Origin of the sequence: Paractinoplanes abujensis, from assembly GCF_014204895.1 — a bacterium.
Lineage (GTDB): Bacteria > Actinomycetota > Actinomycetes > Mycobacteriales > Micromonosporaceae > Actinoplanes > Actinoplanes abujensis.
This window is the reverse complement of the sequence record NZ_JACHMF010000001.1, coordinates 9,282,899-9,294,378: the sequence shown is the minus strand read 5'-3', so window position 1 is coordinate 9,294,378 and position 11,480 is coordinate 9,282,899. Positions and strand designations below refer to the sequence as shown.

The following is an 11,480-nucleotide window of genomic DNA, read 5'->3' as shown; positions in this document are numbered from 1 at the left end:
CTTCTACGGGATGACCCAGACCTGAACGGCCGGACCTGCGATATCGATGACTGCGGAACCATCGGTTTCGATGTGCAGCGGCGGGGCGCCGCCGTACAGGTTTTCCAGGGTGGTGCCGGGCGGCAGACCGGTGAGCTTGAGCCGGTCGGCGGACGCGCGCGCCGCGAGCACCAGTACGCTCTGGGACCTGCTCTCGCGCAGGAACATCAGAACGTCGCCGTCGGCGTGGACCCAGCGCAGCCCGCCGCGGGTGAGGGCGGGCGAACCCCTCCGCAGCGCGATGAGGTCGCGATAACGCCCCAGCGTCTTGGTGTCCCAGCTGTCCGGCGTGTCCCACGGCATCGGCGCGCGGGCCGACTCGTTGCCCCCGCCGGTCAGCCCGAGCTCGTCCCCCGCGAACACCATCGGCGTGCCGGGCAGCGTGAACAACAGGCCGGCCGCCACATGCTGCCGCTCCGCGTCGCCCACTACCGTACGGATCCGGGCCGTGTCGTGGGAACCGAGAAGTGACCAGGACGCCTCCCACGAGCGCCACGACATCTGCGCCGCGAACGCCGACATGGTGGCGACCAGTGCGCTCGCCTCGCGTACGGGAAGCTCCTCGGGGTTGCCCAGACCGTCGAAGAGGGCGGTCTCGGCGCGCAACCAGCTCCACACCGGACGGGTGAAACCGGCGTAGTTCATCGTGCCGTGCCAGCCGTCGCGGTCGAGGTCGCCGGTCGCGTCGTGGCCGTGCTCGGCGATCAGCAGGCCGTCGGCCCGGGCCTCGTGCACCGCCGCCCGCAGCAGCGCGGCCACCTCGTGGTTCCGGTCGTCGGCGCCGAGCCGCGCCGTCATGTTCGCTACGTCGATCCGCCAGCCCGACAGCCCGTACGGCGGGGAGAGCCACCGCCGCACGACGGCGCGGAACTCCTCGCGCAGCTCGGCGCTCGCCCAGTTCAGCTTGGGCAGGCTGGGCACACCGAGCCAGGACACGCCGGGGTAGTAGAAGTCCGGCCGCGACGTGAACCACGGATGCGCGTCGCCGGTGTGGTTGGTGGTGAGGTCGCCGATCAGCCGCACGCCGCGGTCGCGGGCCGCCGCCGCCAGCCGTTCGAGCGCGCGGTCGCCGCCGAGCAGCGGGTCGACCCGGTCGAAACCCGAGGCGTCGTACCGGTGGTTGGAGCGGGCCGGGAAGAACGGGGTGAGGTAGATCGTGTCGGCCCCGAGCGCGGTCACGTGGTCGAGCCGCCGCGCGACGCCGTCCAGGTCGCCGCCGTGGAGCACGCGGACGGCGTCGGGGCCGGGCACGACCGGCTCGTCCCAGGACCGCGCGCGGATCGCCCAGTCGGGAGTCTCGCGCCGGTCGGCGGCGGGCGAGCGGGCATAGCGGTCGGGGAAGATCTGATAGATGACGGCGTCGCGCGCCCACTGCGGGGCGGGCGGCTGCGCGACCAGCCGGAAGTCCGTGCTGTCGGGCACGTCGTGGTTCGTGACCCCGTACGCGGTCAGCCAGCGCACGCCGCTCGTCGTGCCGAGCAGGAAGCGGTAGCGGGTGATCGGGTTGTGCGCTGTTATCTCAGCTCGCCACCACGTGTCGGTGCCCCGTCGATGATCAACTTTCAGCGAGGTGAAGATCGGCTCGCCGTCGCGCACCCAGCGCATGTGCACACGCGACACCCCGGTCCCGCGCGGCACCCGCACGAACACGGTGACCGTGTCGCCGAGCGCGGGCGCGGGATCGCTGACGTACAGCTCGCTGCCGTCATGGTGCGGCCGGCTCATCCCTTGACCGCCCCGGCCGTCAGCCCGTCGGTGATGTAGCGCTGCAGCAGCTGGAACACCAGCACGGTGGGAATCGCGGTGAGCAGCGTGCCCGCGCAGAACATACCGAAGTTGGCGTTGCGTTCCCCGGCCACGAGGCCGACCAGCCCCACCGGCAGGGTCTTGGCGCCGGTGTCGGTCAGGAACACGTTGGCGATCAGGAACTCGTTGATGGTGCCGATGAAGGCCAGCAGCGCGGTGACGGCCAGGATCGGCGCCACCAGCGGCAGCAGGATGCGGAAGAACACCTGTGGGTGGCCGGCGCCGTCCATCGTGGCCGACTCGTCGAGCTCGCGCGGCACGGTGTCGAAGAAACCCTTCATCAGCCAGGTGTTCACACCGAGCGCGCCTCCCAGGTAGAGCAGGATCAGACCCCACCACGTGTTGAAGCCGAGCGCGGGCCAGTAATCGGTGACCGCCGAGAAGATCAGGAAGATCGCGACGATCGCCAGGAACTGCGGGAACATCTGGATCAGCAGGACCGCCAGCAGGCCCACCCGGCGGCCGCGGAACCGGCGGCGGCTGAACGCGTACGCGGCCAGGGCCGAGATGAACACCGAGGCCGCCGACGAAAGCCCGGCGATCAGAAGGGAGTTCAGGAACCAGGAGCCGAATTCGGTGTCGGCGAACAGCCGGGAGAAGTTGCCGCCCGAGGCCCCGGTCGGCACGATCTCGCTAGACGACAACGTGCCGAGCGGGTTGACCGCGGCCGAGACGACGAACAGGATCGGCGCCAGCGCGAAGACGAGCATGAACAGGCCGACCACATGGCGCCAGCCCACTTGCTTGACCCAGGTCATGAGTGGACCTCCTCGAGATGGCGGGTGCGCCGGAAGCTGATCGCCGACACGACGGCCACGATCAGGAAGATGAAGATCGAGATGGCCGCGGCGTAGCCGTACTGGGCGCCGCCCCCGCCGAACGCGATCCGGTAGGTGTAGGTGATCAGCAGGTCGGTGGCGCCGTTGGCCGGATTGTCGGCCGGGAACGGCGCGCCCTCGGTGGTCAGGTAGACCGCGTTGAAGTTGTTGAAGTTGAACGCGAACGACGAGATCAGCAGCGGGGTCAGCGCGACCATGAGCAGCGGCAGGGTGATCCGCCGGAAACCGCCCCACGCGCTCGCGCCGTCGATCCGCGACGCCTCGGCCAGCTCGCGCGGGATGGCCTGCAACGCGCCGGTGGCGACCAGGAACATGTACGGATAGCCGAGCCACAGCTGTACGAGGATCACCGCCAGCCGGGCCGAGGCGCTGCCCCCGAACCAGTCCACGTCCAGCCCGAACAGGTTGTTGATCAACCCGAAGTCGGTGTTGAACATGTCGCGCCAGACCAGCAGCATGGCGAACGACGGCATCGCGTACGGGAGCACGAGCAGGACGCGATACGCCGTACGGCCGCGGACCCGGGGCGAGTGCAGGGCGATCGCCAGCAGCAGCCCGAGCACGAACGTGCCGCCGGTCGACGCGACGGCGAAAGCGAAGTTCCAGACCAGCGTACGGAGGAAGGGGCCCGCAATCGCCGGCTCCGTGAGCACTCGCGTGAAGTTGCTGAACCCCACGCCGACCTTCCAGCCCTGCGCGAGCCGTTCGCCGTTGCCGTCCACGAACGCGCCGGCCTGCTCGTCCGCGGTCCACGTCCGGCCCGTGGCCGTGTCGCGGATGCAGTCGCAGCCCACGTCGTAGGCCCGGCCGGCCCTTCCCTCGTACGCCCGGGACAGCCCGGACGACCGGATGGCGCCGCCCGCGGTGGGCACGGCGAGCGCGGTGATCTCGGCGCTGCGCGTGCCGGCCTGGCCGGCCGTGAGCAGCGTGTAGCCGTCGGCCGCGGTGACCCGGCCCGCGCTGTTCACGGTGGCGTCGATCGGTTCGAGGCCGTCGGCGTCGCCGGCCGAGACCTGCCTCGTGGCCGGGTCGGTGATCAGGAAGACCAGCGGACCGGTGGCCGGGTCGCCGGTGGTCGCGACCGTGAGGGCGTACTGCTGGGAACCGGGCACCTGAGTGACCGACGCGGTCTGGATGGCCGTGACGGCCTCCTGCTTGCTGCCGCGGTGGCCGTCGCCGAAGTTCGTGAACGCCGTACTGGCCGTGTAGAGCACCGGGAAGACCTGGAACAGGATCAGCAGGATCGTGCCGGGGGCCAGATATTTGAGCGGGACGTGACGCGGGGTCAGGTAGAGATACAGCAGACCGGCCGTGGTCGCGGCGAGGATCGCGAGACCGGTCCAGGCCCCGTTGTCGATCAGCGGAAAGGCGGCCCAGATCGCGATGGCTGTGGTGAGGCCCAAGATCGGGATCTTGATCAGGTGGCCCCTGCGGTCGGGCCTCTCCTCCGGGGCCGGGCGGGCCTGGACGACAGGCCCGCCGAGCTTCGTCGCCGTCATCTACTTGATCGCGGCCGAGATCGTCTTACCCGCGGCCGTGATCGTCCGGGCCGGATCGGCCCCGCCCACCACCGCGGCCTCGGCCTTGCCGAACGGATCCCAGATGGCCGCCATCTCGGGCACCGCGGGCAGCGGCTGACCGTCCTTACCGGCCTCGACGAACTTCTCGAGATCGGCGTCCTTACCCTTGACCTGGTCGAACGCGGCGGTCAGGGCCGGCGGGCGGGGCTCGGCCTCGTACAGCGCGACGGCCAGGTCCGGCGTGGTGACGTAGTTGGTGACGAACTCCTGCGCGAGCGCCTTGTTCTTGCCCTTCGACGCGACGTAGAAGCTCTGCACCCCCAGGAACGGCCGCGCGGGCTGCCCGCCGGCGAAACCGGGAACGGCGCTGATGTCGTACGGCAGCTTGGCCTTCTTGACGTCGGTGATCGCCCACGGGCCGCTGACCAGGAAGGCGCACTTCTTGCCGGTGAACGTGGCGATCGAGTTCTCCGGGGTGATCGACCGCTTGAGGGCGCCCGACCCCTTCTCACCCAGCGTGGCGATCTTCTTGAACGCCGCGACCCCCTCCGGCTTGCCCACGCCCAGGTCCTTGGGGTCGTAGTCGCCGTTGGCGCTCGTGCCGAACAGGTAGCCGCCGGCGCTCGAATACAGCGGGTACAGGTGGTAGGCGTCGCCGTTCTGCCCGACCTGCAGGCACAGCGTCTCCGAGACCTTCTTGGCCGCCTTGAGCTCATCGGCCTTCTTGACCAGCGCCTCGATGGTTGCGGGGGCCTCCGGGGCCAACTCGGTGTTGCGGATCAAGGCGAGGTTTTCCATCGCGTACGGGACCCCGTACGTCTGGCCGTTGAAGGTGACCGCCTTGAGCGCGTTCCGGTTGAGGCCACTCGTCTGCTCAGCGGCCAGCTGCACGGGGTCGATCGCGCCGTTCTGCACCAGGTTGCCGATCCAGTCGTGCGCGCCGACCATCACGTCGGGGCCGCTGCCCTGCTGGGAAGCGGTGACGAAGGTGGTCTGCTGATCCTTGGAGATCGCCTGGACCTTGACGGTGACGCCGTTCTCGCTGCCGAACTTGTCGGCGAACGGCTTGAGGGCGGCCGAGCGCTTGTCGTCGGCCCAGATGACGAGCTCACCCTGCCGGCCTGCCGCATTCGCGGACGGGTTGCCGGCGGGACTGTTCCCATCGTCGCCCCCACCGCAGGCGGCAAGGGCGAGAGCGCAGGTCAGGGCGGCGGCAACACCCGCTGCACCCGAGGGACGGATGCGCATGTGCGTCTCCTGTCGTATCGCGAGGATCATGATGTGGCATCTCTTGCTGAAACTTTCAACAGCCGCTGGCTCCGCTTGCGGGCTTGCGGGCTGAGTAGGGAGTGCGATTCCATAGCCACACTCGAATAAGCGCAGCTAGCGGCTCGGCCACCGGACATCGGCCTGTGTCGCTGTTGTTGCGGCGACGTTAGCAAGAGCTTGCATACAATGGAAGAGCTTGCAGGCTCTCCCCGGAAAAGCAGCAGCACTAGAGTTGTCGCTATGCGTGCACGGATGGCCGACATCGCCCGTCAGGCCCAGGTCAGTGAGGCGACGGTCTCGCGTGTCATCAACGACCGCCCCGGGGTCTCCCAGGAGACGCGCCAGGCGGTGCTCACCGCCCTCGACGTCCTCGGCTACGAACGGCCCGAACGGCTGCGCAAACGCAGCGCCGGCCTGGTCGGGCTGGTCGTGCCCGAACTCGACAACCCGATCTTCCCCGCCTTCGCCCAGGTGATCGAATCGACGCTGGCCCAGCAGGGCTACACCCCGGTCCTGTGCACCCAGTCCCCCGGCGGCGTCACCGAGGACGAATACGTCGAGATGCTGCTCGACCGGCAAGTCTCCGGCATCATCTTCGTCGCCGGCCTGTCCGCCGACACGACCGCCGACCACGCGCGCTACCAGCGGTTGCTCGACCGCCCCCTGCCGATCGTGTTGATGAACGGCTACACCGAAGGCATCGAAGCCCCGTTCGTCTCCTGCGACGAACGCCTGGCCGGCGACCTGGCCGTGACCCACCTGGTCGCGCTGGGCCACAAACGCATCGGCATGATCTCGGGGCCGAACCGCTTCATCGCCGTGCAACGCAAACTGGCCGGCTACCGGCAGGCCATGAAACGCGAACTCGGCATCGCCGACGCCCACCTGGACGACTACGTGTCACTGACACTGTTCGGCGTCGAAGGCGGCGAGGTTGCGGCCGACCGCCTCCTGGCCATGGGCGCGACGGCCCTGGTGTGCGGCTCCGACCTGATGGCCCTGGGCGCGATCCGGGCCGCCCGCCGGCGCGGCCTCTCCGTCCCCTCCGACGTTTCGGTGATCGGCTTCGACGATTCCCCGTTGATCGCCTTCACCGATCCCCCGCTGACCACGCTGCGCCAGCCGGTGACCGCGATGGCCGTTGCCGCCGTGCGGTCCCTGATGGACGAGATCAACGGGCACGGGGCGCCGCACTCGGAGTATCTCTTCCGTCCCGAGCTGGTCGTCCGCGACTCCACCGCCAAGGCTCCGGCCCATCGCGACCGCCCGGTCTCCTCGTCGGCCGCCTGAGCCTTTTTGCTCTCCTTCGTGGCCGGACGAATCTGCTCAGCCTCGGCCCTGTCAGCCGGTGTCTCTGTTCCCTCGTCTCGCTTGCGCTGGGACTGGTGTACGGCGCGATGCCGACCACCAGCGGCGGTCCCTCGTGTTACTTGCGCTGGGACGGCCGGGGGAAGGGGCCGAGCCTCCGTCAGACCGAAGACGTGGCCGAGCGCAGCGACGAGGCGCGAAGCGTCGGAGCGCAAGGCACGGTGCGGTTGCACGACCCACCACTCAGGTCCGCCCGGGTGAGAGACAGACGCCGGCTTCGTCCACGACGCGGAAGCCAGCCGTCCCAGAGAGCAACCAACAAGAGGAAACCCGAACTCAGCGAGCAGCGGTCAACCTTGCAACCGCCCGCTGTTTGAGGGCAAACCCCTGAGCAGCAGCATCACGCAGGTTGGCGACAAGAGGAGACCGAGACCGGCGGGCCCAAGGCACAGAAACAGAAACAGTCCCGTACTTGGACTTGTAGGCGTTACCCCCCACGAAGTCGAACTCGGTGATCCCCCGCGACCGGGCCCACCGCAGAGCGTGCCAGATCAGGGTCTCATTGGGCCGCAGATGCTGCGACGAGCGATAGCTGGCCCCGCCCCAGAAATACATCGTCCGGTGATACCAGGGAAGCACCGCGGTGGCGATGCACCGCCCCGACGAGTCGCGGGCCCGCAGCAGGAGGAGCTGACCCGCCGGGGCCAGGTGGCGGATCAAGGCGTGGACGCGCGAGATCGGATACGTGGGGACGAGGTTTTGTTTGGCGAATACGTCGCGTAACTGGTCGTAGAAATCGTCGGCGAATGTCGGATCAGCGACAACTTCCTCGACAGTTACTCCGCTGCGTTCTGCCTTGCGGATATTGCGCCGGCACGCACTGGCCATCGCCGCGAAGAGGGCTTCCTCGGACGGTTCCAACGAGATCACCGCGGTCGGGGCCTCAGCCCAGCGCAACCGCAGCCCGCCGAGGTCGGCCACGGTGGTGAAGCGGTCGCGGATCTCGAGGTGGGCGCAGCCCAGTTCGTCGAAGGCGAACGGCATCAACGCTTGCAGCGCGGCCCGCCGCGGCACGCCGGGCGCAAGGTTGAAGCCCCCGTAGGAGGTGGTCCAGCCGGCCATGGGGCTGCCGAGTATGCGCAGGCCGAAGCGTTTGGTGACCAGTCCGGTGAAGTGGCCGACCGGGTCGGCGCCGTCTTTGACGAGGGCCAGCACGGGTTCGGCCCGCTGGGCTTCGGCCACGAAGCCGACCCAGGGTTCGGTGTGGAAGATCAGCCGGTCGTCGTAGGTGGCGCGGTCGGCCCAGTTGTCGGCGGTCGGGGTCACCCGGTGCAGTCGCAGCATGCGTCACCTTCCGCGAAAAGACGCACGAATACCCGTGGCTCCGAGGCTATTCACAAAGGCGAGGGAAGGACAGGCCGGGCACGTCATAAATGATGTGAAACATCCTCACGTACCTTATGACAATTGCTACTGACGCCACCCGGGCGCCCTTTGCGAGGGTCGATACGGCGACGGTCGATACGGACCGCGGAAGCCGGAGGGTGCCGATGCAGTCCCCGACCTTGATCAAGCGACGCCTCAACGAGCTCGGGCTGCGCAGCAAGCTCCGGGCGCGACCCCGTGTGCAGGGCCGGATTCTGGCGCCGGCCGGGGCTTTCCGGCGGCTGCCCGAGACCGGGGGCCTGTTTTTCCCCTTCTATCACGACGTCCTGCCGGAGTACGCGGACGATCTGCGCCGCCATCTGCTCGCCTTCCGCAGGCGCGGCCGGCTGGTGAGCTGGAGCGAAGCGCTGACCATCTTGGACGGTGACACCGCGCTGCACGGTCCGGTGTTCTGTCTGTCGTTCGACGACGGGCACGCGAGCTGGCGCGACGTCGTCGTCCCGGTGCTGCGCGAGCTCGGCGTCCCTGCGATGTTCTTCCTGACCACCGGGCTGGTCGGGCAGCCCGGCAACCTCACCTGGGACGACTGCCGCGCGATCGCGGCCGCCGGATTCGACTTCGGTTCGCACACCGTGACGCATCAGCGGCTGGCCGACCAGTCCGACGACGAGGCGCGGCACGAGATCGCCGGTTCCAAGCGCGAGATCGAGGACGAGCTCGGCCTGGAGGTCAGGGACTTCGCGGCCCCGTACGGGCATCCCGCCGTCGATTTCGGCCGGCGCGACGTCGCCGTGGCCCGCGAGGCCGGCTTCACCAGTTTCGCCAGCACGCTGCGCCCCGCGATGCAGCCGGGCGACTCCCCGCTGATGATCCACCGCCAGGGCCTGCACCCGGCCTGGCCGCTGTGGGCTGTGAGGACGAGAGTCCATGACTGAGACACGCATCTGGTTGTCCCCGCCCGACGTCGGCGAGCTCGAGCGCAAGCTGCTGCTCGAGGCGTTCGACTCCAACTGGGTGGCGCCGGTCGGGCCCGATCTCGACGCGTTCGAGGCGCAGGTGGCCGAGATCGTCGGGGTGCGGCACGCGGTCGCCCTCAGCAGCGGCACCGCCGCGCTGCATCTGGCCCTGGTGGCGGCCGGGGTGCGGCGGGGCGACACCGTGCTGGTCCCGTCGTTCACGTTCGCCGCGACCGCGAACGCCGTGATGTATCTGGGCGCCCGCCCGGTCTTCCTGGACAGCACGACCGCGAGCTGGAACGTCGACCCGGCCCTGGTGGTCGAGGAGCTGAAGCGGCGCTGCGCCAAGGGCCGGCCGCCGCGCGCGGTCATCGCCGTCGACATGTACGGCCAGTGCGCCGACTACGGGCCGCTCGTCGACGCGTGCGACCGGTACGGCGTGGCGCTGATCGAGGACGCGGCCGAGGCGCTCGGTGCCTCGTACGCCGGGAAGCCGGCCGGCTCGTTCGGGCTGGCCGGGGTGCTGTCGTTCAACGGCAACAAAATCATCACCACCGGCGGGGGCGGCATGCTCGTCACCGACGACGACGGGGTGGCCCGCCGCGCCCGGCACCTGTCGACCCAGGCCCGCGAGCCGTTCCCGCATTACGAGCACCGGTCGGTCGGCTACAACTACCGGCTCAGCAACCTGCTCGCCGCCGTCGGCCGGGGCCAGTTGCAGCGGCTGGACTCGATGATCGCCGCGCGCCGGGAGACGGGTCACTTCTACCGCGCCGCGCTGGGCGACCTGCCCGGCGTGACGTTCATGCCGATCGCCGAGTACGGCCGGGCCAACTACTGGCTGACCTGCCTGCTGATCGACCCCGAGCGGTTCGGCGCCAGCCGCGACCGGGTGCTCGAGCGGCTGGCCGCGCACGCCATCGAGGCGCGGCCCACCTGGAAGCCGATGCATCTGCAGCCGGTCTTCCGCGACTGCGTGATGCGCGGCGGCGACGTGTGCGCCGACCTGTTCCGCCGGGGGCTGTGCCTGCCCAGCGGTTCCGCACTCACCGAGCACGACCGGGAACGAGTCGCCACCGCCGTCCGCGCGGTGGCCGCCGAGGCCAACGCGTAAGGGGTCAGCCGGGCATGCACATCGTCTACATCCACCAGTACTACTGCAATCCCGGCATGGCGGGCGGCATCCGCTCCTACGAGCAGGCCCGTCGCCTGGTCGCGCGGGGCCACACCGTCGACGTCATCACCACCGACATCACCGGCACGAACCCCAAGCTGGGCTGGCGGCGGACCGAGGACGACGGCGTACGGGTGCACTGGTTCTCGATCCCCTACAACAACTCGATGTCCTACGCCCGCCGGATCCGCGCGTTCTTCCAGTTCATGGCGGTGGCCACGGCCAAGGCGGCGTCGCTGAGGGCCGACCTGGTCTTCGCCACCAGCACCCCGCTCACCGTCGCCGTGCCCGGCGTGCTGGCGGCCAAGGTGCGCCGGGTGCCGTTCGTGTTCGAGGTGCGCGACCTGTGGCCCGAGGTGCCGATCGAGATGGGCGCCCTGCGTAACCCCTTGGCCCGTAGAGCGGCCGGCGCCCTGGCCACCTTCGCCTACCGCAACGCGAAGGAGGTTGTCGCGCTCTCTCCCGGCATGGCGGCCGGCGTCAGGAAGAGAAGACCGGCCACCCGTACGACCGTGATCCCGAACGCGGCCGACATGGAGATGTTCGCCGTCGCGGACGAGAAAGTAGCCGAGTTCCGTTCCCGGCACGAATGGCTCGGCGACCGGCCACTGATCGTCTACACCGGAGCGTTGGGTGCGGTGAACGGCGTCGACTACCTCGTGCGCGCGGCCAAGCGGATGCGCGACATCGACCCCGAGATCCGCGTGCTGATCGTGGGACACGGCAAGGAATGGGAGCCCACGAAGCGGCTCGCCGCCGACCTCGGTCTGCTCGGCGACACCGTACGGATGTGGGAAAAGGTACCCAAGAGCGAGCTGCCGGTGATTGTGGGCGCGGCCACGATGTCGACCAGTTTCGTGCGGCCCATCCGCGCGTTGTGGGAGAACTCGGCCAACAAGTTCTTCGACGCGCTGGCCGCGGGCCGCCCGATCGCCATCAACTACGGCGGGTGGCAGGCCGAGCTGCTCGACGAGACGGGCGCCGGGCTGGTGCTCGACCCCACCGACACCGACGCGGCGGGCGACCAGTTCGCGCGCTACTGCCGCGACGAGTCGTGGCTGGCCCAGGCCCGGATCGCCGCGCACAAGCTCGCGGTCGAGCAGTTCTCCCGCGACCTGCTCTTCGACCAGTTCGCCGCGGTGCTCGACCGGGCGGCGACCACCGCGGGCAGAGGGGCATAGGG

9 protein-coding genes are annotated in these 11,480 nt (G+C 69.5%); 4 read left to right on the top strand and 5 right to left on the bottom strand.

Features of this window, described 5'->3' with window-relative positions; all coding sequences use genetic code 11:
• Window positions 1-3 precede the first annotated feature (3 nt).
• The 4 genes from BKA14_RS42895 to BKA14_RS42880 are packed head-to-tail and all read right to left on the bottom strand — an operon-like array spanning window position 4 to window position 5,452.
• Window positions 4-1,764 (bottom strand): glycoside hydrolase family 13 protein, encoded by a 1,761-nt coding sequence (locus tag BKA14_RS42895; protein ID WP_184956430.1) that lies wholly within the window; start codon window positions 1,762-1,764, stop codon window positions 4-6.
• Window positions 1,761-2,603: a sugar ABC transporter permease gene (locus BKA14_RS42890; RefSeq protein WP_184956429.1), complete on the bottom strand. Its 843-nt coding sequence runs from the start codon at window positions 2,601-2,603 to the stop codon at window positions 1,761-1,763. Before BKA14_RS42890 ends, BKA14_RS42895 begins: the two co-directional genes overlap by 4 nt.
• On the bottom strand, window positions 2,600-4,183 hold the full coding sequence (locus BKA14_RS42885; RefSeq protein ID WP_184956428.1) for an ABC transporter permease subunit: 1,584 nt from the start codon (window positions 4,181-4,183) through the stop codon (window positions 2,600-2,602). Before BKA14_RS42885 ends, BKA14_RS42890 begins: the two co-directional genes overlap by 4 nt.
• Entirely contained in the window at window positions 4,184-5,452 is a 1,269-nt protein-coding gene (locus BKA14_RS42880; protein WP_184956427.1) for a sugar ABC transporter substrate-binding protein, read from the bottom strand.
• A gap of 261 nt (window positions 5,453-5,713) precedes the next feature.
• Here BKA14_RS42880 and BKA14_RS42875 point away from each other — a divergent pair, with 261 nt between their 5' ends.
• Window positions 5,714-6,763 carry a LacI family DNA-binding transcriptional regulator gene (locus BKA14_RS42875; protein WP_184956426.1) on the top strand — a complete coding sequence of 350 codons (1,050 nt, stop codon included), beginning with the start codon at window positions 5,714-5,716 and terminating at the stop codon, window positions 6,761-6,763.
• Between the two features lie 354 nt (window positions 6,764-7,117).
• On the opposite strand, the gene BKA14_RS42870 is transcribed toward BKA14_RS42875, so the two are convergent.
• The gene (locus tag BKA14_RS42870; protein ID WP_239092616.1) at window positions 7,118-8,107 is read right to left on the bottom strand and encodes a GNAT family N-acetyltransferase; all 990 of its coding nucleotides are present in this window, start codon (window positions 8,105-8,107) and stop codon (window positions 7,118-7,120) included.
• A 224-nt stretch (window positions 8,108-8,331) separates the two neighbouring features.
• On the opposite strand from BKA14_RS42870, the gene BKA14_RS42865 reads away from it, so the two are divergent.
• Genes BKA14_RS42865 through BKA14_RS42855 form a run of 3 tightly spaced genes read left to right on the top strand, consistent with a single transcriptional unit; the run spans window position 8,332 to window position 11,478 of the window.
• The gene (locus BKA14_RS42865) at window positions 8,332-9,102 is read left to right on the top strand and encodes a polysaccharide deacetylase family protein (RefSeq protein ID WP_184956424.1); all 771 of its coding nucleotides are present in this window, start codon (window positions 8,332-8,334) and stop codon (window positions 9,100-9,102) included.
• Window positions 9,095-10,237, top strand: coding sequence for an aminotransferase class I/II-fold pyridoxal phosphate-dependent enzyme (locus tag BKA14_RS42860; protein WP_184956423.1), 1,143 nt, complete (start codon window positions 9,095-9,097; stop codon window positions 10,235-10,237). Before BKA14_RS42865 ends, BKA14_RS42860 begins: the two co-directional genes overlap by 8 nt.
• 14 nt (window positions 10,238-10,251) lie before the next feature.
• Window positions 10,252-11,478, top strand: a complete 1,227-nt coding sequence (locus BKA14_RS42855) for a glycosyltransferase family 4 protein (RefSeq protein ID WP_184956422.1) — start codon at window positions 10,252-10,254, stop codon at window positions 11,476-11,478.
• Window positions 11,479-11,480: the final 2 nt, after the last annotated feature.

Excerpts from the sequence above, each read along its gene's own strand:
- BKA14_RS42895 (WP_184956430.1), bottom strand. The coding sequence starts at position 1,764 with ATGAGCCGGCCGCACCATGACGGCAGCGAGCTGTACGTCAGCGATCCC.
- BKA14_RS42890 (WP_184956429.1), bottom strand. The coding sequence starts at position 2,603 with ATGACCTGGGTCAAGCAAGTGGGCTGGCGCCATGTGGTCGGCCTGTTC.
- BKA14_RS42885 (WP_184956428.1), bottom strand. The coding sequence starts at position 4,183 with ATGACGGCGACGAAGCTCGGCGGGCCTGTCGTCCAGGCCCGCCCGGCC.
- BKA14_RS42880 (WP_184956427.1), bottom strand. The coding sequence starts at position 5,452 with ATGCGCATCCGTCCCTCGGGTGCAGCGGGTGTTGCCGCCGCCCTGACC.
- BKA14_RS42875 (WP_184956426.1), top strand. The coding sequence starts at position 5,714 with ATGCGTGCACGGATGGCCGACATCGCCCGTCAGGCCCAGGTCAGTGAG.
- BKA14_RS42865 (WP_184956424.1), top strand. The coding sequence starts at position 8,332 with ATGCAGTCCCCGACCTTGATCAAGCGACGCCTCAACGAGCTCGGGCTG.
- BKA14_RS42860 (WP_184956423.1), top strand. The coding sequence starts at position 9,095 with ATGACTGAGACACGCATCTGGTTGTCCCCGCCCGACGTCGGCGAGCTC.
- BKA14_RS42855 (WP_184956422.1), top strand. The coding sequence starts at position 10,252 with ATGCACATCGTCTACATCCACCAGTACTACTGCAATCCCGGCATGGCG.